Source organism: Prevotella sp. HUN102, from assembly GCF_000688375.1.
Lineage (GTDB): Bacteria > Bacteroidota > Bacteroidia > Bacteroidales > Bacteroidaceae > Prevotella.
Genome location: NZ_JIAF01000004.1, coordinates 1,123,049 through 1,147,599, shown reverse-complemented (window position 1 = coordinate 1,147,599; position 24,551 = coordinate 1,123,049). Strand labels below are relative to the sequence as shown.

Annotated in this window: 19 protein-coding genes; 1 reads left to right on the top strand and 18 read right to left on the bottom strand. The window is 58.0% G+C overall.

Translation table 11 applies throughout. From position 1 onward, the window contains the following. Positions 1–44 precede the first annotated feature (44 nt). The 18 genes from P150_RS0109790 to P150_RS0109700 form a co-directional block, all read right to left on the bottom strand. Positions 45–287 (bottom strand): hypothetical protein, encoded by a 243-nt coding sequence (locus P150_RS0109790; protein ID WP_028897523.1) that lies wholly within the window; start codon positions 285–287, stop codon positions 45–47. Between the two features lie 200 nt (positions 288–487). Then, positions 488–772 carry a hypothetical protein gene (locus P150_RS0109785; protein WP_028897522.1) on the bottom strand — a complete coding sequence of 95 codons (285 nt, stop codon included), beginning with the start codon at positions 770–772 and terminating at the stop codon, positions 488–490. Beyond that, a complete protein-coding gene (locus tag P150_RS0109780; protein ID WP_028897521.1) occupies positions 765–1,262 on the bottom strand; it encodes a hypothetical protein in 498 nt (165 codons plus the stop codon). Before P150_RS0109780 ends, P150_RS0109785 begins: the two co-directional genes overlap by 8 nt. Continuing rightward, positions 1,259–2,560, bottom strand: coding sequence for a reverse transcriptase domain-containing protein (locus P150_RS0109775; protein ID WP_028897520.1), 1,302 nt, complete (start codon positions 2,558–2,560; stop codon positions 1,259–1,261). Before P150_RS0109775 ends, P150_RS0109780 begins: the two co-directional genes overlap by 4 nt. Before the next feature lie 493 nt (positions 2,561–3,053). After that, positions 3,054–9,944: a CotH kinase family protein gene (locus P150_RS0109765; RefSeq protein ID WP_028897519.1), complete on the bottom strand. Its 6,891-nt coding sequence runs from the start codon at positions 9,942–9,944 to the stop codon at positions 3,054–3,056. A 4-nt stretch (positions 9,945–9,948) separates the two neighbouring features. Beyond that, positions 9,949–10,269 carry a hypothetical protein gene (locus tag P150_RS0109760; RefSeq protein WP_028897518.1) on the bottom strand — a complete coding sequence of 107 codons (321 nt, stop codon included), beginning with the start codon at positions 10,267–10,269 and terminating at the stop codon, positions 9,949–9,951. A gap of 42 nt (positions 10,270–10,311) precedes the next feature. Beyond that, the gene (locus P150_RS0109755; protein WP_028897517.1) at positions 10,312–14,085 is read right to left on the bottom strand and encodes a hypothetical protein; all 3,774 of its coding nucleotides are present in this window, start codon (positions 14,083–14,085) and stop codon (positions 10,312–10,314) included. Positions 14,086–14,238: 153 nt separating this feature from the next. Continuing rightward, positions 14,239–14,703 (bottom strand): hypothetical protein, encoded by a 465-nt coding sequence (locus P150_RS0109750; RefSeq protein ID WP_028897516.1) that lies wholly within the window; start codon positions 14,701–14,703, stop codon positions 14,239–14,241. 1 nt (position 14,704) lies between these two features. After that, the gene (locus P150_RS0109745; RefSeq protein ID WP_028897515.1) at positions 14,705–19,081 is read right to left on the bottom strand and encodes an SHOCT domain-containing protein; all 4,377 of its coding nucleotides are present in this window, start codon (positions 19,079–19,081) and stop codon (positions 14,705–14,707) included. A gap of 4 nt (positions 19,082–19,085) precedes the next feature. Next, entirely contained in the window at positions 19,086–19,247 is a 162-nt protein-coding gene (locus P150_RS16360) for a hypothetical protein (protein WP_197018077.1), read from the bottom strand. 71 nt (positions 19,248–19,318) lie between these two features. Next, a complete protein-coding gene (locus P150_RS0109735) occupies positions 19,319–19,798 on the bottom strand; it encodes a hypothetical protein (RefSeq protein WP_028897514.1) in 480 nt (159 codons plus the stop codon). Then, the gene (locus P150_RS0109730; RefSeq protein ID WP_028897513.1) at positions 19,798–20,301 is read right to left on the bottom strand and encodes a hypothetical protein; all 504 of its coding nucleotides are present in this window, start codon (positions 20,299–20,301) and stop codon (positions 19,798–19,800) included. The genes P150_RS0109735 and P150_RS0109730 overlap by 1 nt, the downstream gene beginning before the upstream one ends. Next, positions 20,298–20,573 carry a hypothetical protein gene (locus P150_RS0109725; RefSeq protein ID WP_028897512.1) on the bottom strand — a complete coding sequence of 92 codons (276 nt, stop codon included), beginning with the start codon at positions 20,571–20,573 and terminating at the stop codon, positions 20,298–20,300. Before P150_RS0109725 ends, P150_RS0109730 begins: the two co-directional genes overlap by 4 nt. Beyond that, complete coding sequence (locus tag P150_RS18010; protein WP_231477598.1) at positions 20,548–21,114, bottom strand: hypothetical protein; 567 nt, start codon at positions 21,112–21,114, stop codon at positions 20,548–20,550. Before P150_RS18010 ends, P150_RS0109725 begins: the two co-directional genes overlap by 26 nt. 20 nt (positions 21,115–21,134) lie before the next feature. After that, positions 21,135–21,602: an N-acetylmuramoyl-L-alanine amidase gene (locus P150_RS0109715; protein ID WP_028897511.1), complete on the bottom strand. Its 468-nt coding sequence runs from the start codon at positions 21,600–21,602 to the stop codon at positions 21,135–21,137. After that, positions 21,595–21,843, bottom strand: coding sequence for a hypothetical protein (locus P150_RS0109710; RefSeq protein ID WP_028897510.1), 249 nt, complete (start codon positions 21,841–21,843; stop codon positions 21,595–21,597). The genes P150_RS0109715 and P150_RS0109710 overlap by 8 nt, the downstream gene beginning before the upstream one ends. A 23-nt stretch (positions 21,844–21,866) precedes the next feature. Continuing rightward, complete coding sequence (locus tag P150_RS0109705; protein WP_369793336.1) at positions 21,867–22,889, bottom strand: hypothetical protein; 1,023 nt, start codon at positions 22,887–22,889, stop codon at positions 21,867–21,869. A gap of 82 nt (positions 22,890–22,971) precedes the next feature. Next, a complete protein-coding gene (locus tag P150_RS0109700; protein WP_028897508.1) occupies positions 22,972–23,916 on the bottom strand; it encodes an HK97 family phage prohead protease in 945 nt (314 codons plus the stop codon). 154 nt (positions 23,917–24,070) lie between these two features. On the opposite strand from P150_RS0109700, the gene P150_RS0109695 reads away from it, so the two are divergent. Continuing rightward, complete coding sequence (locus P150_RS0109695) at positions 24,071–24,544, top strand: terminase (RefSeq protein ID WP_028897507.1); 474 nt, start codon at positions 24,071–24,073, stop codon at positions 24,542–24,544. Positions 24,545–24,551: the final 7 nt, after the last annotated feature.

The following is a 24,551-nucleotide window of genomic DNA, read 5'->3' as shown; positions in this document are numbered from 1 at the left end:
AAAGGTCGCCATATTCGATGAGGCAGAAGAACATTTACACCAAATCACACTGCAAGCGGCTTGCAGTCGCTTTGGAACCGTTTGATAAGCATATACACCTTGCGCTCGCTCACCGCATACTTATCCGACAGCCGGGCCACGATATACGACACTTTCTCGCCGTGTTCCAGCAGCGTGGTATAATCTGTATATAAGTCCACAAACTCCTCGTCTTCCAGACGAATTCCCGCTGTTTTGAGCCTTTTTATCAGCTCCCTGTTAAATTTCAAGACCTCTATTATCTTCATTATCACAAATTTTTGTATCTTTGCATTGTCTCACTTATTATAGCGCATAATGCGCACACAAAAAAAAGACCACATGAGCGGTCGAAGGGTATATTGCCCCCGGCTGCGCTCATGTGGCGTTTTGTGTTATATAGTAAGTGAGACGACTATTAACAGGCCGGGGGCTTTTTTATATCCCTCCCCCGAAGGGACTCTCCTAACTATCCACTATACTTGAAATAGTTGCTTCCAAGCATCCGGACGCTCCAATAGTAGCACAAGGCCACCAGGGCGCACCACATCGCCTTTGCAGGTGCGAATCCGCTCTTGGCAATCTTCCTGAAGCAGTTCACGAACAGGCGGAGATCAGCCGCCTTCCGGTCGCGCTCGTTGCCCCCGCGGTCGTAGTCATCATCGTGGATGCAGCACGCCGCGTAGAACAGTCCGGCATACGGTGGTGTGAACCATCGGAATATGCCGCTCTGGCAGCCACAGCCCTTACTCATGGCCCGCCTCCTCTCCGTATGCCGACCAGTCGATGGCGTCTTTCTCCTTCCAGCCTGCGGCAAGGGTAGTCTGGATATAGGCCATCGCCTTGACATAGAAATCCGTCAATTCATCGAGCGTTTCAAACTTGCGGTACTGCGGCTGCCCGTCCGTCCCGAACTTGAACGTTACCGGCAAGGTTGCCCCTGCGGTCTGCACGGCGAGGTCGTATGCCGACTTGTAGTTGAACTGGTTCTCCGCCGACAGCCACACGGGCATGTCCTCGTAGATGAAGCCCGACAATATCGCCTCGTCCACCTTTGCGTTGTACCAGTCCAGAATAAGGCTCTTTATCTCCTTCAGTTCAGGACGGTGCCCGAACTCCTGCTCCATATAGTCAGCCGAACCGTCCTCTTTTTTTCGCACGTCCCAGCGGACGCGCCACTTTCCTTTCACGGGGTTGGTGCATTCCAGCAACTCCACCTCCGCACTTCCTTGTACTCTCATCAGCTAAAAACATATTTGGTCCTACCTTTGCCGAAGGTCTCCGTCCTGATGGTTGTCTCGAACGGGAAGCCGTCCGGCAGTTCACTAATCTGCGCGAGGATGTTCTTCATCTCCTCGCTGTTGGTAAAGAACTTCTTGGGCTCGCCGTTCTGCTCGATACTGACGATGCAGCGGTCCTCGCCCTGCTCCGTGTGGATTCCCGTCTCGTAGTCCTTGACCACGATGGGGAGGTTTACCAACTCCCTGATGCTCACCACAGCACCGGGGAAACGCTTCTTGCCGTCCTCCGGCTTGTAAGCGATCTTCAAATCCTTAAATGATTTCATTTCTTTGCCTGTTAATTGATGAAACATATTATTGCAGTCGGCATGCTTGGCCATCCCATACAGGGAGGCAATGATCTCACGCCGTCTCTTTCTTGATTTCACTTCATTCAGTTTCGCCGCCGCCTTTTTCTTGATGCGCTTGCGTAGCCGGACATACTCAGGGCGTATCACATAGCCGAGGAAGTCGATACCCTCCGTTACGGGGAATATACGCTCGCTTGCCTTTACCTTCAGGCCTATGCCTTCCATCTGCCGGTGTACGATAGCGCGTATCTCCCACAGTTCCTGCTTGGTACCGGCCAGCACCACGCCGTCATCGCAGTAGCGGTAGAAGTGGCGCACACCGCACTCATCTTTCAGCACATGGTCGAGGTGGACGGACAGCAGCAGGTTCCCAAGTCCCTGCGAGGAGCGGAGCCCTATGCTCAGCCCCTTGGGCATCATGCGGACGAAGCCGTCGAGCAGGGTAATGAGCCGCCTGTCCTTGAACACCCTCCTCACGCAGTCCATCACCGTGTCCTGGTCGATGCTCTCATAGAACTTGCTGATGTCGAACTTGTAGCAGTAGCGTGTCGTTTCCGGCTGTTCCTGCATGTCCCGGTGGATGTACGCCAGCAGGTCGTGCATGCCGCGCTGCTTGATACTTGCCGAGGTCGTTCGGATAAACCGCTTCTTCAGGTGCCTGTCCACCACGGCCATAATGGCATGTACCGCTATGCGGTCCTTCATCGTCAGGATCTGGATGCGGCGCGTCTTGCCGTTCTCATTGATCTCACGCTCGCGGTAGTCCCTGACGGTGTAGGTGCCGGCCTTGATACGGTCGCTGAGTTCACGGATGACCTCCTCACGGTGCGCCAGCAGCCATTGTCCCTGCCGGCTCTCCTTCCGCCTGGTACCGCGGAGCACCTGGTCGAATGAGTCCGACATATTGCCATACTCCACGATTTCCTCGATGATGTAACCGTCCCTGCGCATCTTTTCGTTTTACTTATTTGTTCGTTCATCACTTGAAGGCACGAGCCTTCCTTTCTCCGGGCCTGAGTCCTTCGAGCCTGTGGTGAGGCCTACCGGACTCTACCCGACACTTGATGTTCCGGCTTTCCGCCTGTAAAAAGGCGCTTTTGCCGTGGCTTGTTCCCCTCGGTGCGGTATTGGGGACACGTCCATCCTTGCCGTGGAACCGATTACTTAGTTTGCCAGACGCGAACCGACATTCGCATTCGAGTTCGAAGCATCGTTATTCGCATTCGAGTTCGATACACCGCCAGCCGCATTCGCGTTGTTGCAGCCGCGATAGACCACACGGGATATGGGGAACTCCGCCATAGATATCAAGTGCAAAGGTACTCAATTTCAGCGAGGAAGCGTAAAAATTCTACCGCCATCGACGGGCTTACGCCCGTATTCCGATGTCCTCGTTCCTCGGACATTACGCTTTGTCGCTTCGCTCCCGCTTTCGCGTTTCCGCCTACGCCACCTCGCTTATCGACTTGTACGCAGCCACGCTCTGCGCCCTCACGAGCCAGCCGCGGAAGGCCAGACGCGAACCGACAAACGCAAACGAGTACGAAGCATCGCTACTCGCATACGAGTACGATACACCGCCAGCCGCAACCGCGCTGTAGCAGCCGCGAGAGACCACACGGGATTGTGCGCCGCTGAACCAGTATTTGTCGCCATAGTAGGTCGAGGATGAGCCCGACACGTTGCCCACCGGTATCACGTCCATGTACCTGCCGTGAGCCACCGCCGTTATCCAGTAGTCGCTGTTCGTCGTGGCCTTCACCCAGCGCACGCTGCCGTCCGGCATCCAGATGCGCCACTTACCGTAATTTCCGCTGTCATTAGGCACGTCCACGCCGTCCATCATGTCATACTTGTTGCCGTAGATGTCCTCATAGCCCAGGCAGCAGGTGTTGTTCACCTGCGACACCGCCGCGCCTCCGTATTCGTCCACGCTCCGGTACCAGGCATATTGGTGTACGCCATAGTCCACGATGCTGTTCGTAACGCCGCTGTTCACGCTGGACGCTTCTTCGTACCCGATGGTGTCCCGCATACCGCGGCTTGCCGTGCCGCCCGTCGTGCGGTTGTTCGTGTGCTGTCCAGCGCCGCACTGCTCCTGCGCGTTCCTGCGCCCATAGAAGGCGAAGAACAGGTTCGCGATGCGCGAGTGCATCAGTGCGTCTATCTGCTGCATGCCCCTCTGTACCGAGTAGTAATGGAAGTCCGTCCATGTCATGCTCGCCGTCGTGCTGCCGCCGGTTATCGCCGCCCGCAGCTTCGAGCCGATCACTGTCGAGCCTACCACGGCGCACAGGTGCTCGTCGTTGGCCACCCATTCCGGCTCCATGTCCTCTATCCGCGTGCTGTTACTCAGGACCACGCAGTCGAACTCTGCCGTGTTCAGGATGGTGAAGTGCAGGTTCACGGCCGTCGCCGGAACGTCGGCTATCAGGTACATGCCAGCCTCAAACTTGTTGCCGATGGTCGGAACGACAACCGACTTCACGACCTTGCCCTCCGCGTCCACGAACACCGAGCCGATGAGGTTCGTGCCCGGAACGCTCGGGAAGCGCACCCGTTTGTAGCCTTCCACGCTCACCTTGCACACGCTGTAGGCCGTGTCGTTCGTATAGGAGTTCTGCAGCGTCTCCTTGCCGCTCATGATTTTCTTGCCGGCAAGGCAGCCGCCCTGCGTGCCCCTGATGTCCTCAAGGCTCACCACCGTCGCCTCCGGACTTGCCGGCTTGTGTGCGGCATCATTGCTGCTGTAGCAGCTGTAGTGCTTGCCGCCGAGGTAGTCGTTGATGCCCTTTGACCAGAAGAACGGCTCGTACATCATCCAGTCGCCCTCCGTGCCGTCCAGCTTCGCCTCCGTACCGTCGGCATACTTGTGGCTATCCGCATCGTCAAGGGGATAGTAGGTCATCTCGCCGTCCGGGTTGTTCACCGTCACCTCCTGTCCGGCCATGTTCACATTGTGCGTGCTCGGTTTCTTCGTTACCTTGGCCAGCACCCTGTGCCGCTGCTTCAGGATAGCCGTGATGTGGCCGCTGGGCACATAGGCCGTGCCGCCTCCGTAGCCAGTCCCGTTGTCGAGGTTCGTTACGTTCGCGTCGTCCGCCACCGTGTCGTCGAACGCTATCATCGTGTAGTCCGGCTGCCGGATGTTCAGTTCCGGGAACTTCTCCTTCATCGCCGCGTACTCTTCATCTTCCATGTACGCCGTCAGGTGCACCGTGCCCACCAGAGCGCAGTAGTCCACCGCGTTGCCCTCGGCATCCACGCCCTTGAGTGCCTTGAACCTGCCCAGCAGCGTGCCGTCATCCTCCGCGTCGATACCCTCGATGCGCACGCGCTCCACGCTCACGCACCTGCCGAGGACCGTCTGCCAGTCCAGGTTAGGGCAGGCCGCGAAGCGCAGCGTCCTCACCGTGCGCCAGTTCTGCAGCGTCAGCCCGCTGTCCCGCAACTCCGGCAGGTACTCCAGCCGGAGCGTCTGTATGCTGCCGCCCAGTTTCACCGTCTGTACCGGCGCGCCGGGGGCGAGCAGCACGGCCTGTACCTCCACGCCCCGGGCGTCCAGAGTCCGCAGCTTCGTCTGCGCCGTGAAGTCCAGTTCCTGGCTCGACAGCGTGCCCGTCCTCGCGTTCTTCTGCCCGTACAGGTTGATGTCCGACAGCTGGCGGCACTGGTCCAGCACCAGGCACCACCCCGTGGAGCCACTGGCCGCCGTCTGAAGGTCGAGCTTCCGCAGGGCCTTGCACTTGTTCAGATTCACGTCGCCCGTAAGGTTGTCAGCCGCCCCGCGCATGTCCAGCTCCGCGATGCGGCTCGCGCCATAGACGCGGATAGGGTCGTTCACCGTGAAGGCGTTCTTGAAGGTCAGCGTCACCTTCCCGCCCTTCTCAGCGCGCCGGCTCGCCTGCAGGTGCGGCGCGTTGTTCGTGCCGTAGCCGAAGTAGTACAGGTCGCCCGCCGTCACCGTGATGGTGTTCTCCGGCGCATCCGCCGCACGGCTCATGTACATGTCGATGTTGTCGGAGAGGAAGTTGCCCGTGCCGTACTTCGCGTCGAGCAGCGAGAAGCGCTTCCGGATGAACCAGTGGCGGAACGCCTGCTTGTCGCCCTTCAGCGCGTAGATGTAGGGATATTTCACCAGTTCGCCCTTCACCATGACACCCTCCGTCTGGGGCTTGATGTACTTCAGCTCGCCGCTCTTGTTGTAGGCGCGCCCGCACCAGTTGCCCTGCTGCTCCCTGTCGAACACCTCGCTGGCACGCTCCTCCGTCAGGTAGGCGCGCATCTTCCCGGCCATCGCCACGATCTCCTCCTTCAGGTTCGCCAGCACCAGGCACCACAGCCACGAGTCGTGCCCCTCGAAGGCGTACTTCGACTTCTCCGCGTCCCAGGTCTCACGCGTCACGTCGTATAGGTATGCCAGCATCGAGTCGTTGCGGTCGCCTATCTGCGTGTCGCCGTCGTAGTAGAGGATGTACCACACCAGCAGGTTCCATGTCGCCCATATCATGTTCTTGGCCCGCTGGTCCACGTTGGCGAAGAAGTCCGTGAAGAGCCACCAGCACAGCAGGAAGTCCTCGTTGATGTACTGCTCCAGCTCGCTCCTGAACTTCTCCGAGGCGAAGGTGCTCACGTCGGCAGGTGTCGCGCCCTCCGGCACGCAGTCCCTTATCCAGCCCCACAGGCGCTTGAAGGCTGTCTTCTGCTCCTCCGTCGCCGTGGCCCATGTTATGTCTTTCGGGTAGTTGAACTCCAGCGCGTTGTCGAACTCCTCCGCGGCCTGCGCGTCAAGGTCCGCCTTGCCCTGGAACAGGCACAGGGGCTGCGTGTTGTTCAGGAACTCGAAGGCCACCGCCTTCGAGGTGTCAAGACCCGCCACGCCCTTCAGGCCGACAATCTCGTGCCAGTCGCTCTTGTCGTGGTTCAGGTTGTACTGCCCGTAGTAGACTGGCGTGTCCTCCATGCTCTCCGCCGAGAACACGTCGATGGGGAAGCCGTCGATGGCCGTGCGCACGCTGCTGTCCGCCTGCTGCGCCGGGGTGAGGAAGCCCAGCGCCTTCATCATGTCGTTCCACAGCTTCGCGCCGCCCGTGTTCTGCGCCATTGACGAGTCGGAGTAGTCCGCCTTGGCGCAAAGCACCTTCACTTTCTTCTGTCCGAGGCGCAGCGCCAGCTTCAGTTCCTCCTGCTTCACACCGTCGATGTACATCTCCGGGCTTTCGCCCTTGGCGCAGTAGATGCGGTAGTTCTTCGTCGGGTACTTCGTCGAGCTCGTGCCCTGGATGCGGATATAGACGTTCTTCAGGTAGATGTACCGGCCGTCGGGCAGCCACAGGTGAACGTCGGCCAGGAAGTCCGCCTTCTTGTTGTTCTCCGCGTTCACGGGGTCGAGGCCGCCCTGGCGCACCACGAGCATGATGCCTTTGCCCTTCTTCCGCAGCTTCTCGAAGTCGATGCTCCGGCCGTCCTCGCCCAGCACGTCGTTCTCCTCGAACAGCGCCGCCATCTCGTCCAGCGTCCGGCGGTCCACGATGTGGTTGTCCATCTCCTCGTCGTCGCCCAGCGCGCGGTCGTACACCCTCACGTTGCGCACCTCCACGTCGGCGCCGGCACTTTCGATGGTGATGCCCTGGGGGCTGTCCTGCATGAAGTTATCGCTCTCGCCGTAGATGTCCGCCGCGCTCCGCGTGCCGTTCACATACAGTTCCATCAGCCTGCCTTCCGAGCGGCGGCCGATGACGAAGGCTATCTTCACCCACATGTCCTCGCCGTACTGCCGGCCAACGCCCACCTGCTGCGTGGTCCTGCCGCCGTCCTCGTCCACGACCTCCTTCGTCGAGCCCGTGTACATCATCGCCTTGTCGGCCGTTATGCGGAAGCCCTTCGTGCCGCTCATGCACGACACCACGGCAGCGTCCTTGTCCGTGATGTTCGACACCTTCATCTCCACCTCCACCGTGCAGCCTGCCGTGGCGGCATCGGCGGTGAACGGGGCATAGCCTATCCGTGCCCTCGCGCCGTTGCGCAGCAGCAGCGAGTCGCCCGTCCAGCCGCTCGTGTTCCAGTCCACGCTCTCGAACGCAGTCTTTACGTTGCCGTATTCCCAGTGCGCGGGGTCGGCCTCGCCGTTGCTCCTTCCCGCCGCGCTGAGCTTCAGCTTCAGCCCCAGCGTAGCCTCGGAGATGTCTATGCCGCTCTTCTCCACCTCGATGTCAAGGGGATATTCGGTCGCGCCGCACACGAGCTTCATCTTCTGCGTGCCCTGCGTCGTGAAGCGGTTCGTGTAGGTCTGTACCGTCCGCGGCACGCTCACACTCTGTGCCGCCGTGCCGTTCAGCACCACGGTCATGGCCGCGGGAGTGGCGCCGGCGTCATATACGGCATACTCGAAGGACAGCTGCTCGTACTGCCCGGCTGTCAGCAGCGGTGTCAGGTGTCCGTCCGTCAGGATGCGCCCGTCCCGGAACACTTGCTTCGTCGCTATCAGCGGGCTGCTGCTCCCGGCCTTGTATATGTCCAGGTAGATGCTCTCGCTCCTGAGTGTCAGACCGCCGCCGGCCTCCATCTCCGCCACCAGCTGCACCGTGTGCCGTCCTACGGCCAGAGGGCGCATGGCAATCGTGAAACTGCCGTTCGTGGTGCCGCTGCGCGTCACCGCACGGCTCTCGTGCTGCTTGCCGTCCAGATAGAGGAACACGGTCTTCGTGCCCGTGCCCTGTACGGTATAGGGTATCACGGCATTGTCCGCGGAGCCGTAGCCGCCACCGGCGGTGCCGTCCGTCAGGGCATAGTCGCAGCCCAGCGTCAGGCTCACCGCCTTCACGTTCACATAGGCCTGCTTCGTCTGGGGCTTGCCCGTGTCGGGGTCGGTGGCCGTGGCCTTCACATAGATGTCGGTCGTACCCACCTGCAGGTATTTCGTCAGGTCCAGCGTATAGGTGCCGCGGCTCACGCCGTCCGTCGTCTGGCCATATACCAGGATGGAGCCGCGCAGCACGCGTATCTCGATGATCGCCTTCTGTCCGGTGGTCTGTCCGGCGTCCTCGCCGCCCACATACTGGTGGTCGTAGCTGTAGGTCAGCATACAGTCGCCGCCCTCCTTGATGACGCTGTGGTCCACGCCCGCGCCCAGCACGATCTTCGCCGTCGCCGTGTCCCCGCCGCCACCGCCTCCGCCGGCAGCAAGCGTGAACTGCGTGATGGCCGCACCGCTCTTGTTCTTCAGCGTCACCGTCTGCTTGCCGTCATCCTCCTCCGTCACGTCGCTGTCGAAGAGGGTGCCGGCCTCTATCTCACTGAGTTTGCCGGAGACGGCACGGTTCTGCACGGGGTTCGTGCTCTCCGCGTCCAGTGTCTCGTCCACCTCGGTCTCGTTTACCGTCAGGCTGATGTTGCCCTGCGTGTCCGGCACGGCTTTCTGCCCGTTCAGCGTCACGCTCTTCACCGTGCCGCCACCGCCGAAGTCATCCCAGCTGCTCTCGCTCTCCCAGGTCGCCAGGTTCGTGCCGACGAACTGCTTCGTCAGGTACCGCCCCTGCGACACCTCGAAGGTGATGCACCGGCCCTTGGCGCGCAGCTTCTCTTCCACGGCCTTGATGGCTGTGGCCAGCGTGTAGTAGCCTGTTTCGAGGGGATAGGTCTCGCTCACGTTGATGGTGTTGCCGCCGCCTGTGCCGCTGGCCTCGGCAAGCGTGCCGTCCTGCTCGTTCCATGCGTAGAGTACGGAGCCAAGCAGGTAGAGTTTGTCTTTTTGTATCTCCTTCCTGTCCTCGGTGAGGTAGAGGTCAGCGCCCTGCCAGTTGCCGTAATACTTCCCCTCGTGTTTACCGGCAAACACTCCCTTGGAGGCAATGAAGTACACCCCCGTTACCGCCGAGGCACTCTGCTGCTCAATGGCGACATCCGCCAGTATGCCGTCAAAGCGGGCCGTGGCACCGTTCAGGGCTTGTACAGCCACATCTTCGTACCGGTCGATGACCTGCCGGGCGGAGTCTTTTACCGCAGCAAGGTCTTCCGCGGCCTTGTTCGCAACCTGCGCGGCCTCCTGTGCTGCCTGTGCCTTCGTGTCGGCATTGGTGGCTGCCTGCCCTGCCTTTTCCGCCGCGGTATCTGCCGCCTGCTTGGCTGCCAGAGCCTGCGCTGCCGCATCAATGGCAGGCTTGCCCAGCAGACTTACCGGGGCGGTCACCAGTTCCTCGCCGCGCATCGCCGGTAAGGTCTTCACACCGTCGAGGCTCTGCACCTCCTGCAGCTCGGTTACACTCTGGCTCTCGCTCTTGATTTGCGAGAGTATGTCCTGCTTCAAATCCTGTCTTTCCTGTTCTGTCAGTGCCATATCGTTATGATTTATATTGATTGTATTTCGGTCTTGCCTTCAAGTAATCCGGCTCCGCCTGATGAGCGTATGCCTCGCGCTCGAAGCTGATGTTCCGGTAAGCCTCGTGCCGCTTCCTGTATCTCGGCAGCAGCCACAGCCATTCCAACACATACAGCACATAGAACGGCACATACAGCAGCTCGCGCATCTGTGCCGTATGGATAGCCTCGTGGTTCAGGTCGGTGGCCGTCATACGGCATTCCTTCCTGACCAGTACCACACCAAAAAGATTGATGGCCTTGAACCCCTTAAGGGGCAGCAGCCGGTTGTAAATCACTTTCATACTTATATTGTTTTAACTTTGCCTGTACGTAATGCCTTTTTGTTATAATCCTTTATTGAGGTTGTATATGTATGCATATCCTTTGCCTTTGTATGTCCAGTATAGGTTTTGGCAGGAGTTACTTACCAGTACCCAGCGGAGCGACTGTCTCAATGGTTTCCCCACTTCGTCATACTCCGACGCGATGTTCTGAAGTATCAGTTCCACACAGCCTGCGTCTATAGTCAGCACGTCTGCCTGAAATTCACCTGATGTTGCCGTCTGTGCAAACATTCCGCTCACAATCGGGCTGCCATCCTCTGAACGGATAGTTGTCGATGGGGTAACGGCTCGAGTCTTTATAAAATACGAGTCCATTATCAGCACCCTCGCTCCCTCATAGGCTTCCGAAACAGGGAGCACCACACCACAAAAAGTGGCATCTACATAGAGGTTTGTCTTCAATTTGTATTCTGTGTTTTTACCAAAGATAAAATTCCCATCTCTCAACTTTTCCGCATCGCTTTTATCTATCTTCTTGAACACGGAATATACATAACCCTTTATCTGTGCATTGTTAGTCTCAATGCTGCCGTCGGACAGTATCTTAAAATTTCCATTGGCCGTTACCAGTCCCTCCAGTTTGATGTTATCGGCAAGTAACTTAATGACCGTCTTCGTGTTGCCCTCCCCGTCAGCTTCTTCCACAGCCACCCCGATAAGGGCAAGTTTCCCGTCAGGACCTTGCGCATAAATACCCGAACCAGCCGCCTTTACCATAATACCGCTCTCTGCAAGCACACGACCGTCTTTATCAAAGTTTTGCGCTGCGATATTGACCAGCTTCTCACTCTGCTCGAACAGCGTGCGGTACTTGTAGGTCAGGCTCTCTATCTTATCCGTACTAAGGATGAGCATATAGAGGTAGATGTCCCCCGTGAAGCTCAGCGTGAAGTCGCCCGTGCCGTTCCAAAGTCCTGTGCAGGTGTACTGCTTGTAGCCTTCCGTCGGCATAAGCACTTCCTCCACCTCAAGGGAGTTGAAGTTCTCAAAGCCGGTCTTATCCACGTTCTCGAACCGCACCTTCAGCATGCCTTCTTTCGCGCAGCGGTAGAAGAAACTCAGGTACACCGGCAGGGCTTCCTTCTTGCCGTCGGCATTCGTACTCATCGGGGGTACGCTCTTCAAGCTCGCGTTCTTCTGCGTGATATACTTGTTTTTTATATGCACCACCACACGCCCGTCATCCTTTGTAACACTCGCGCCGTCGCCCTTTTTCGTGAGCACGTTCTTGTTGGCCCAAACCCACTTATTGCCGACCAGCCAGAACACCGTCTCGTTTTCTGTGAGCCACTTGGAGAGTCCATCATCAAAACTGGGATTGTTCAAATATCCCTTATCACTGGCAAAGTCCTGACGGAGCGCGGACACGCTGCTCGCTATCTTTCCCTCCGTTATCTCGAATTTCGTCTTGATGTCCTCACCCGTAACGAGCAGGAAGGTGCCGCGCAGGTATGCGTTGTCGCTGTACAGGCCGTTGCCGTGAGGCTGGTTGTCCGCCGGGAACCAGTCGTCCCTGATGCCGTCAAGATTTCCAAGACGGGCACGGAGGCAGTCCTTGAAGTTCTTTGCCTTCACGCCATCCATCACATCAACGCGGGGCTGTCCGTCTTCCGTGGCTGATATGAGGATCAGATTCTGCCGTTTTGTCTCTTCGGTGTTGCCCATCAGCACAACCTCGTCGGCTTCAGCCGGAAGGCCGGTGTCAAACTCACTCGTTTCTACCAGTACCGAATTGCCGTCAACTGCAGCCACCTCCACCCAGTACGATTTCAGGTTGCCGCCTGTGAAGGTTTGACAGCGCATAAGGTCGTGTTCCCGGAAGGTATTCTCTTGCTCGAAGGTGATCTTGAAATAGCCGTCCACCTCCTCAACGGTCTTTATCTTGCCATTGGCGGCACTCACCACAATCTGACCGCCAACGCTACGGATCTTCTCTACCAGCAGTTCAAACACGGTCATCACCTGGCGAACCGTCAGTTTGTCGATGGTAAGGTTAGCCAGCTCCTGCTCGTCTATCCACAACTGCCACCCCTCGCCGCCGAAGCCGTCCACGAACCTCGCGCTGCGCAGCAGTTGGCGCACCACCAGCGTCAGCAGTTCCGCGTTGCCCTTGCCATCAAGGCGACCGCCCCGCGTGCCCGCCTCGAAGTCGCCGAGGTCCAGTCCCTCGTCAAAGATGATTTTCTTCCGGGCACGGTCCTCGCTGTTCTTGCTCAGGAACTCCTTGTGCGTCCTTCTGGCACTGTACAGGTTCGTGTCCGCCGGCTTCGTCGTGTCCCAGCTGTGGATAATATCCGGCACGTTGATGGAGCCGACCATCGTCCCCGCATAGTTCCTCGCCTCGGCGATGGCATCGTCAATCTTCGCCATCGCCCCCGTCGAGAGGGCATCGCTGATCTCAAGGTCCATCTGCCCCGGCAGGTTCACCTTCCGGCTTATCCGCGTGATACGGCTCTGCCGGTAGCCCGTCTCGGGGAAATACTCCTTGCTCTCTAATCGTATGCGCCGGCCTATAAACAGTTCCGTCCCCGTGTCCTCCATCCACACATGGTCCGTCGGTGCCTTGTAGCGGCTCACGTCTAAGGCGTGCCTGCGGTTGTACTCGTCCACCGCGCTGCGCAGTTCCTTCTCCGCCAGCCCGTAGTACTCGTCCGGCATGCGGATGTTCCACAGGATGTATTTATCGCCCGCCTTCGGCACCAGCGTGCCGCCCGGCAGCTGCGTGTCGTCATCGTAGGGCCATATCGTGATGATTTCAAACTCCTTCGTGTCGCTGTTGAAATTGACCTCAAAGTAATGGTCATTGTCCGTACCCAGCCCGGCAAGTTCGCTGCCCTCCTGGAACGACACGCGCTTTACCAGCCCGCCTATCTCGTAGTCGTTCGGGTCAAAGGGCAGGTCGTTGTCCCGGAAGTAGTATATCGTGAAGGGTTTGCCGTCCTTGTCCTTTACATCTTCGTGGCGCACGCTGCCCACCACGCCCACGCGCCGAGGGTAGATGTCCGCGAAGGCACTCTGCTCGTAGTGGTGGATGATGCCGTACTTCTCCACGTTCACGTCCACATACTGCGCACCGTCAGGAAGCATCAGCCGGCTGTGCCCGTATTTCTCAGGGTCGATGTTCCTCGTGCTGCCTATCGGGAACAGCCGCGTGTAGAACTTCGCCCCGTCGGCCGTGTCGCGGTCCAGCGAGGTCACCCCCTTGTCGTAGCCCAGCGCCACCTCCTCGCCGTGCTCGCAGCGGCACAGGTTCAGCGTCTGACCGTCAAACCACCATTCCGTGCCCACGGCCTCCGCCAGTTCCTTCAGTGCCTCGTGGCAGTACTTGCCCGTGTAGTCTATCACCACGTTCTCCGTACCCTCCACGGCACCCGCCTTGAAGTTCGTCGTGCCGTCCATGCCGTCGTTGATGTTCTTCACGATCAGCCGTACATGGTCCACGGGACGGCCCGTCAGCGTGAACACCGCCTCGTTCCCGCCGTCCGTGTTGTTCAACACGAGGAAACGCTTGATCAGGCTCTCTATGCCGTACAACTGGAGGCTGTATTCCCATTCCACGGTGCTCTTCTGGGCAGGGGCGTATTTCTCCACCGCCCAGTACCGCTCACCGCCGTAGTCCACATAGTCGTTCACGTCGATAGGCACGAACTCGTACAGCGTGAACGAGAGTTTCAGGAGGTTGTCCCCCTGTATCTCCTTGTCCTGCGTGCTGCTCTCGTCGGGTGCTATCCGTGCCTTCACGTTGCCGTAACTGTCATATAGTGTCAGAAGCATTTTTATATCGTTTAATCGGTGTTTGAATGATGTTTTAATAATCGTGCAAATGAGTGCAAACAAGCTCGCTTGATTTGCCGAATGCAGCCGATTATCAGTTTACTAATGGTGTATAATGGCTCCCCTCCCTTCGGAGGGGTTGGGGGAGGCTTTTTATATTATCGGTTCGGGCTCGCGGAACCTTACCTTATAGCGGCTGGCCTGCACACCCTCCTTCCATAGATAGGTCAGCGACCGGTAGGCGCTGCAGTCCAGGTAAAACACCTTCAGCGTCAGCCCCAGTTCCGTGAAGGTAATCGTCAGCCAGCCGTCCCTGCCCGTCTTCAGGAAGCGGATAAAGGCCATGTAGTTGGCCAGCCACTGCTCCCGCGACCTCGCATACTGGGCGAAGTGCAGCGTGATGTCGCGCTCCGCGTTGGCAGGTACCAGCGACCGGGAGTATTTCTTGCCGTCATGCTCCCGTATGTCCACGCCCACATGCTCCTTGGCCTTGCTCGGCGTGAGGATGGCGTTCAGGTTCTCCCTGCCGCCTTTCTTCTCCTCCGTCAGGAACACGCCGTACTCTTTCCAGATGTCCGTGCCGTTGATCAGCACCAGTCCGCCTAATATCTTGTCCATATCACTTCACTTTTATGCCGTCGCGTACTATTTTCTTAATCTCATCCTTGATGGCGCTCAGCGACGCCGCGCTGCTTCCCGTGTTGTCCTCTATCTTCTTCAGGTGCTGCTGCGCCGCGTCCATCTTCCCTGCCACGTCCTCCACACGGTCATCGATGCTTGCCCAGTGCATCTGCCCGCTCACGAACAGTCCCTCCAGTTTCGTGCCCTGGTCCTGGCTCATCGCCATGAAGGCACCCGCCTTGCCGCTCTGTGTCGTGCCGCCGGCCTTGTCGGTCTCCTTGATGATACCCTCCTGGCGCAGCTGGTCGATGTCGCTTCTTGCGCTGTTCACGTAGCCCTCGTATTCGGCCTTCAAATCGTCCAGCCGCTTCCGGTACTCCGCGTCCGTCAGTTCTCCGTTCGTGCGCGCCTGGTTCAGTTTTGCCAGGTTCTCGTACCAGTCTTCCAGGTTCTTCTGGAACTTCGCCCCCACGAGGTTGTTCACCGCCATCTTGTTCACCATCGCCTGCCAGTTCTCGGCTATCTCATCAAACACCTCCTCCGAGCCGTCCGCAAGGTCGTAGAGCGAGCCCAGGAAGTCATCGAACACGTTCGCCTTCGTTGTCGTGGTCAGGTTCTCATAGAGCGTGGCCGTTATCTCCTCCAGCTTGCCCGCCTGCTCGATGTAGGCGTTCAGTTTCTCCGCCACACGGCCGCCGTAGCCGCCCTTGCCGGTGTCCTCGATCTGCTTCCACATATCGACATTGGAGCGCAGCATCTTCATCTCCTCGGGGCTCAGGTCCCACAGGTCGCCGGTCCATTGCCTGCCCATCTGGCGGCTCAGCCGCGCTATCTGCTCGTCGCTGTAGCCGCCCCAATAATAATTGAAACTATGGTGCGCCGAGTGGTAGCGGGCCTGCGCCTGCGCTATGCCCTTGTAGTTCTCGTTCGTCTCGCGCTGCAGCTTCTCCGCGTCGCTCGATATGCGTATCGCCGTCGCGCCCCGTGCCGACTTCATCTCGTCCGTCAGGTCCTCGATGGCCTGCTCCAGCAGTTCGTTCCGCTTGCTCAGTCGGTCGATGGCGGCAGCCACCTCCCTCTCGTTGCTGTTCGTGAACCAGTCGCTCGGCCCCTTGCTGCTCAGAGCGCCGAAGGAGAGGATGTTGCCCACGCGCCCCAGCACTGTGTCCAGCAGACCGCCCACGCCGTTCACCACGATGCCCTCCAGCACCTTGAAGAGGTTCTCCGGAAGGTCGAAGATGGCGTCTATAAGGTTGCCGACGGCGTCCAGTATGCTCACCACCAGGTCATCAATCCACCTGAGCGAGATAAGTTCCGTGATGGAGTCCAGCACGCCCGTAACGAAACTCTTGATACCGTTCGCAAGATCCAGTATCAGTTTCGGTATCTGAGCCACGATGCCTATCACGCTGCCCATACCGCTCGACAGCACGCTCTGTAGCCCGCCCCCGATGCTGCCCAGAGCACTGCCCATCGTTCCCGACAGCGTCGTGCCTATTGTCTTCGCCATCCCTTCGCCCATCTGGGGCAGTATGGAGTCAAGTGTGCCCTTCAACTGGTCTATCTGCCCCATGCTCTGCTGCAGGCCGCCGAAGCCCTCCACGCCCTGCCAGCCCTTGGCATTACTGAGCGCCGTAGTCAGGCCGCTCGTGAAGTTCGCCACCTCGTCGGAGGTGCGGTTCAGCGCCGTGCCGAAGTCCTCCATGTTCTCGCGGGCCTGTGCCGTGGCTGCGCCAAGTTCCAAGGCCTTCTGCTCAAGTGCCTTGTACTCCTCTTCCGTGATGTCCCCGGAAGCCAGGCGCTTCTTGCCCTCGTCCCGTGCCTTCACGGCAGCCTCTTCAGCCTTTACAGCGCGGTCGTAGGCAGCCACGCTGTCCGTGAATTGCTTGATGGCTTCGTCCAGTTTCTGCCAGGTCGCGCTCTGGTCCGTGCCCACATACTTCCGCATCTCCTGTATCAGGTCAGACACCTTCTGCTGTGTCTCGGCGTCGGCCTTCCGGTAATCCTCCGTTTCCACGTATGCGCGGAGCTGCTCCATCATCGGCTCCATCATCTCCTTCGTCAGGTTGCCCACGCCGCTGAAGAGGGCGTTCCAGTCTATGCCCCGGCTGATCTCCTCGAACCGCAGGCTTGCCTCACGCTCCTGCTGCTCCTTCAGTATCTTTGCCTTCTGCCACTTCTTCGTCGCCTCGCTTACCTCGCTTGCGTCCACCTCCGCTATCTGCTGCGCCGTTTCCTTGGCAATGGCCAGTTTCTGCTGCTGGAACGAGCCGTAGGTCTTCAGGTAGCCGCTCATGGCCTGTACCTCGTCCCTCTGCTGCTCCAGGCGTTTCTTCGCTTCTTCCTTGGCGATTTCGGCCTCGCCGTCTTTCTGCTTCTGGGCGGCGAGGCTGCGGCCTTTCTCCAGCGCATCGCTCTGCTCCTGGGTAAGGTGTCCTTTCTGGGCGTCGCGCCATTTCTTCTCCTGGGTGGCGAGTTCCTCTATTTCCTTTTGGTAGTTCTCCCTGATTTGCCGGCGTTTCTTCTCCGAGCCCTCCTTCAGCAGGTCTATCTCTGCCTGGCGGTTCTTCTGCTGGAGGGCAAGCAGTTCAGAGGCAAGGCGTTCCTCTTCCCGTTTGGTGTCCTTAGGCTTCTTTTCTTTTGTCTTCTTGGGTTTGTCGGGGGCGGAATGTCCGCCGATATTATTGCTCTTACCGATGGAGGCAGCCTGTTTTTCCAGATCGGCTGCCTGTTTGAGGAAGCCGTCGCGTTCGGCTTCCAGTTCTTTAGTCCTCTTATCGTAGGCTTCCTTGTTGTACCTCTCAATGGCGGCATAGCCATCGTAGGCACCGTGGGATTCAGCAGTCATCATATAATGACCCATACGGGCGAAGAAACCCATATCGCTGTCGGCATTGCCTGGTTTGGTGGCCTTGTGCTTGTTTACTTTTTCGTCCGCTTCCACGGCCTTGTTCACAAGTGCCTGTGCCTTTGCCTGAAGGAACAGCATCTGGATATACTGCTCGGCTTTCTGTGTCAGCACGTCGTACCACTGGGCCACGGTGTCGTAATAGCCGAAAGCCTCGCCGTACTTGCGGTTCATCTCCTCGCATTTCTTCTTCTCCTCTTCCTTGGAGCCGGTGAAGTTCTTCAGGCTCTCACGGGTGGTGTCTATCTCGAAGCGGGTCTTGATCATCTCCGCACGCCCCTGCGATTCTATCTCGACACGCTCCTGGGCTTTCCGTGCAGCCTCTTCCTGTGCGTCAGAATACTTGTTCCATGCTACGATAAGCCCGGTAATGACGACGGACAGGCCGAGCGTCAGCGTGGCCATGAGTGCCGTCGCCGCCGCGTTGGAGATTCCCAGCGATGTGGCAAGGCGGTAGTTGGCTGCCGTCAGCAGGTTCTTTACTTTCGTTACCGTAACCAGACGGAAGGCACTGTCCTTGTTCAGTGCATTGAACACCTGCTGCAGTCCCATCGTGATGGCCATGACACTCTGCACACGCGCCTGCACCTTCATCAGGTTCTCATTCTCTGAAGCGAACAGGGACATAACACCCGTGGCCGTGGTGAACGCTCCGGACAGGCCGTTCACGCCGGAGATGAAGCCCTGCAGGTTCGCATCGTCATTGGCGAGGATATTGGTCTGGGCACGCAAATCGCCGAGGGTATCGGACAGTTGCGCGGCCTTCTGTGCCATCTGCCGGTACTCCTCGGTGTTCTGCTCACCGTTCAGGCGCATGCGTGCCATGTCGTTCTGCAGTTCGCGCAACTGGCGCGACAGGCGTTTGTTGCTCTCCCTGTTGCGCTCCTGCTCCTCGGTCAGCGAGGCGAGGATGTTCTTGTCCTCCTGCAGGGCTTTCTTGGCGGCGTTCAGTTCCGCAAGCGCCGCACCTTGCGCGTTACCGGGTGCGGCCTGCTCGTAGGCCTTCTGCAAGGCACGCACGTCGGCCTCCACCTGCTTGACAACGGCTTTCTGCTCCCGTATCTTGTCGGTAAGGCTCTTATTCGCCGCTGCTGCCTGCTCCTCTGAAATGCTTATCTTGCGGTATTCCTGCTCCAGTTGGGCCACGCCCTGCTTGGCCTGTTGGTGTTCTTTCTCCAACTGCTGCAGTGCGCCCGTTTCCTCTGCGAGGACTTTCTTGCAGGCACTTATCTCCGCCAGCAGTTCCTGCTGACCGGCACCGGGCTTCATCGTCTGCAGTTTCCGCTGCATCCTGTCCAGGTCGGAGTTCACGCCGTCGATGACCTTCCGCTGCTCCTCAATCTTGGTGTTGATGACAAGGGAGGCACGGCGGGCGGCACCCAGCAGTTGCTCGACGCTCATCTTGCTTTTGTCGAGACCGGCGGTCAGGTTGTCGCGCATCAGGAATTCTATCTCTACTGGTTTCATTCTGTCATTGTTTTAGATTGCTCTGGAAGAAGCCCACGATGTCCCCGGCTTCCTCCTCGGCGGTTCGCTTGTCGCTTTCTCTCTTCTTGCCGTCCACATAGCGCGGAGCGTCGCTCAGCATCATGATGAGTGTCTGGTAATTCACGCCATTAAGGATATAGTCCACGCTCCAGCCTGTCGCGCTCGCTATCTGCCAGACAAATCCAAAGGGGCTATGGGAGCCTTCCCAACGGCTCTTTAACTCCCCTTCTTTCCGTGGCTCAGTCTCAGCTTCATCGGGTTCGTCATCTCGGCTGATCTGATAATAGGAATAAAAGACTGCGTGCCCATCAGCAGCACGAACTGGGAGAAGGCGGCCTTCTGGTACTCCCACTTCATCCAGTGCCTCACGAGCCACGACAGCAGCCACACCGGAAGCCACCAACGCTCCATCGTCAGGGCAATGATGCGGCTCAGCGTCTTGCCGTGCCGCGCCAGGAACGCCATCTGCCCCTCATGGTCCATAGCTTCCAGTTCCTCCGCCGTCGTGTTCATGGTCAGGTAGGCGTGCGCAATCTTTATCTGCCTGGAAAGCGTCGGGCGCTTCATCGTCAGGCGCAGCCGCAGGGGCTGCTTCCTGAAGGGTATCCTCAAATCCTTGAGAGGGAGGGAAACACCCGCATCAAGCAAGGCTTCCGCTCCCTCTCTTTGGATTTTCCTGATTACTTGCTCATCCATCAGCCTTCATCAAGAGTGTCGTTGATCTCGTAAGGAGCGCCGCCGTCCTCAGGCTTGTTCACCTTCAGCTGGCACTCTATCTTCGACACTTCCGTCAGGGTCAGCTTGCCGCCGAGGTTGGCAAGAATGGTGCCGTTAGGAATGGTCATGGTCTGACCGCTCACAAAGTCGATTTCCCACTTGCCGTGCAGATCCACGAGTGAGGTCGGGGCCTTCCAGCCCGTCACCTTCTTGTTGCCTTCCGTGCCGGTCTCCACCAGCGTACCGCCGAGGGCGCTCTTGAAATTCTCGTAGTCCAGTTGGATGAGGTTGAAGGTCGGGGCAATCTGCCCGTTCTTCTGCATCAGCGTCAGAACCGGTGCGTCGGGAACCTGCTCGGCTTCCACGTCCGTACTCTCCGGCTTCGTGCCGCCCCAGTCCCAGCTGCCCTTCTCGATGTAACCCATCAGGGTTGAGTTGAATTTCACGGCTGCGATGCCGTAGATGAATTTGTTCTTGCTCATTTCTTTTTCAGTTTTATGAATGTATATACTATTCCGATAACTCCAGCCAACAGTCCGGCCAGGAAATATTTGAGCCGCATGAGGAAGCCGTTACCGGTACTTTCCTTCGCCTCCTCCTTGTGCTCAGCCTTGCTGTCGCTCGCAATTTTGAGTTGTCGCTTCAGCGTGTTGATGGTCTTGGCATATCTGGCGCACACCAGTTCCAGGCTGTCGCATCCGGCTTCAATCACTATCCGCTCCGGCTCATCAGCCGTCGGTGCCTTGCGGCTCACCTTCACGCTCGCCTGGCCCTGTCTCGCCGTGTAGCCCGCCCCTTGAGGGAGCAGTCGGAGACTGTCCAGGTTCAGCGTCAGACTCACTGCCGACATCGGCACCTTCACGGGTGTTTGCCAGGTTTCTTCGACGCTCACCGTGCTGTCCACGGCGAGGTGGCTCACCTCGTGGCTCGTGGAGGTCGCCCGGCTCACGCTTTTTCTGCTCGACGCGCATCCTGTGAAGCACAGGACAGTCATCGCTGTAACGACAGCTGTTAGCATCGTCGATAGCCTTGCGGAGCCGCGCCATCTCGCGTTTGGTGGCGTTGAGGTCTTTTCTTGTTTCATTGAGTTCTTCCTTTAGAGGGTTTACGATGTTCTCTATCAGTACTCGGGTGGCTTTCTCAGTGTTATCAATCCGGACTGTCTCGGCTTCGGCTGTCGCTTTCTCTGCTTCCGCTTTCGCTTTCCTCACGGTCGATTTCAATGTGATGATGGCTGCTATCGTTGCCACCAGGCCGCCACCCAGCACCAGATTGATAATTTCACTGAGTTCCATACCTTTGTCATATTAGGGCATTACTGCCTGATTCCTATTTCGAGCAGCCACTTCTGCACGTCAAAGGAGGGGCAGGCCTTGCCGGGGTTCAGTTCATGATGTCCTACGATTCGTATCTGGGGGAAACGCTCGTGGAAGTCGCGCACATAGCGTTTCAGGGCTTCCTTCTGCACCGCCGTCCGCGTGTCCTTGGGCTTCATGGCTTTGTCGCAGCCACCCACATACACGATGTGCCGGCTCACGCTGTTGTAGCCTGCTGCGCCGTTGGTAACCTCCCACGGGTCCACCTGAGCATCCTCGTTGTTGTCCACCAGCCGCTCCACGCTGCCGTTAAGGTGGAATAGGTCCGTGTAGCCCACCTGCTTCCAGCCACGCCCACCCTTGCTTACCGGGTCGGTGTGCCAGTGGCGTATCTCCTTGGAGCTTACCTCACGGCCTTCAGGCGTGGCGGTGCAGTGGATTACAAGATACTTCATCGGCTTACTCATCGCCTTCCGTGTTGGTGGATACCTCTGGCTCTGTTTCGGGTTCCGGAGTCTGCTTCACCTCCTCATGTTCCTCTCCGAGGATATAGGCAGGTTCTGTCTTGCCCTTGAATTCCTTGCACAGCCCGCGCCCAATGAGCGACTTGGCGCGTTCCTTGTCCTTCACTTCCAGAATGGTTTCCGGCTCATACACCGTAACATGGTCGTCACGGTCACGAAATATGCTTGTTACTTTCAGTTTCATTTGTATTGCTTTTTGGGTTATACTTATCCTTCAGGAATGCTTGGATCCTTGTAACCGCTCATCATCACGGCACCGGCATCTGCCTTCTTCGGCATGCAGATGAAGTAATGGCGGAAGTTGATCTTGTTTCTCTGATACTCGGGGTCGGTGGCAGCCTCGCTGTAGTACATCTTCGTTGAGCCCGTGGCCTTGAACACGCGCTGGGTGTAGAAGGCGAAGGAACACTGGAACTCACCTGCCTCCGCTGTCGCGCCGACATCCTTCTTCACGCCGGCTGTGGTGTACAGCGGGTTATTTCCGAACTCATAGATGTCAAAGCCATACAGTCTGCCCACCGTTCCGTCGTTGCGGTTGATGTTGTACTGCTCCTTGAACACCTGGGAAACCTCCAACAGGTCGTTGGCATGATCACTGCAAAGCACCAGGCGACGGCCTTGGGCGGGCACTTTCAATTTATCAAGCGCACGCTTCAAATTCAACAGGTCATTTGCCGTCATCTTCAGGCGACCCGTTACGGGGTCTTTCTCGCCGGTGGTCTTCAGCACGGGCGTGGTGGCGGTGTTCTTCTGTGCGCAAAGGGCATGGGCAGCCTTGGCAAACTTCGAGTCGTTTATAGAATTACCGTGGCTCTCCTTCACGCGGGCCATCTTGTCGTAACTCAATGCGTAGAGTTCGTCATCGGTAATAGGAGTTACCTTCGTCTGGAACTTGTCCAGCTTGATGGCGATGTCCTTGTCATCCAGTGCCTGGAGGGGAATAGGATAGGTCGTGTTGTTGACCAGTACGTCAGGGTCCACGCCAACCTCCACAAGGTGGATGACATCGTTGTTCACGATACTCGAACTGTCGGGGATACCGTCGAGGAAGGTAGCCTCCAGTCCACGGCGAAGGTGTTTCACCAGCTCGCCCGTCCATATCTCGGTATAGACACCCTCGCGGAGACTTCCGACAGGGGCGGCCTGCCCGATGACGGCGGCAAGCACATTCATGCCGACGGCACCCGTCATGGGCGACAGGCCGGCAACGGCGGCAAGGGTGCCGCCCATGAGGCAGTTAAAAAGGACTGCCGCAAACATTGCAATCAATCTTGTCATTGCTTCTTTTGTTTTGTTGTTATTACAGGGTTGGTTAAATCTCACAGTCGAAGCCGTACTCGGCCTTGTACAGCCTGCAGTACTGCGCACGGTCGTTCTTGCGCATTTCCTCCAGTTTGTCGGCCGGGACGTCGCTCAGCTTGGCATACTCCGCGGTATTGCCGGCAGGCGCACCACCGTGTATGAGCTCGCTTGCCTTCACTACGGGAGCCATCGCGTCAAGGGTGGCCTTCAGCTCATCGGCACCGATCTTCTTGCCAAGGTCCACAAATTGCTGCTTCTTGGCAAGCAGGATTTTCTTCTCGTCCACGGCAGCGTCCACCATCGCCTCGATGCGGGCGGCAAGCAGCGCATCCTTCTCCTTCTTCAGGTCATCAACCTCTTTTCCTTTCGCCAGCAACTGGCCGATGGCGGCGTGGATGGCCGCTTCGTCGGCATCAGCCGGCAAGCCCAGCATGAGGGCTAACTTCTCTTGATCCATTGTCTTTTGCTTTTTGGATTTGTTATTACTATGCAGTGGCGGCAACACGTCTGCCGCATCTTTGCCCAATGTCAGTCGCACGCCGTCCTTGTGCAGCGCGATGGCGTCATCATTCGCTCCGATGTCCACCAGTGACACCTCGAACAACTTGCTCTTTGTAATGGTCGGGGCGGTCTGTCCCTGTACCAGGAACTTCTGCTCCTCGCTGGTCTCCAGAATGTCTATGCCGACGCTCACCATCTTCAGGGAGCCAAACTCCCACTGCTTCTTGCAGCGCTGGCTCAGTTCCGTGGCCTCGTCGAACACCAGTTCACCGGTGACCTCACCTTCTTCCACCTTCAGGTCCTTCACCACGCCGATGACCTGACCGCGCTCGTGCATGTACAGCAGCACGGGGTTGCGGTTGTACTGCTCGACGTTCATTCCCGCCGTCAGCACGCGTGTACCGTAGCTGTTCAGGCTCTCATTGCTGATTCTCACTCGATTTGTCTTGCTCATATCATCGCTTTTTTGATGCAAAGATGCGGTGTTTTCATCGCCCGTCAAAAAAAGTGTGAAACGGTTGCACACTTCTATGCAAGCAATGCACACTTCTTTTCCAGATTGGCTGAAAAACAGCATCTTTGCACTGTTTTTTAATCCATTTCATTTTATGACAAAGGCAGAGATAGAACAAAAAAAGAACATCGGCAGGTCGCTTTACCTCTCCGGGATGGAGCAGACGGAGATTGCTGACCAGTTAGGAGTGTCGCGCGTCACCGTCTCCAAATGGTGCGCTTCGGAAGGTTGGAAGGAGGCACGTGCGGCCAAGAACATCACGCGCCCGGAACTCGTAAACAAACTGCTCCTCGCCATAGACAACCTCATCGGACAGGTAAACGCATCAGGAGACCCGGAAGCCATCGGTTCCCTGGCAGACAAACTTTCCAAACTGTCGGCCACCATCGAGAAGCTCGACAAGAAGGCCAACGTCATCGACGCCATAGAGGTGTTCATGGCCTTCAACCGCTGGATCCAGGACCAGGCTTCATACGACCCGGAGATTACGCCGGAGCTCATCAAGGCTATCAATAAGTACCAGAACAAGTTCCTCATGGAGCGCATGCAGCACCCATCGGAACTGTAAAGCACAT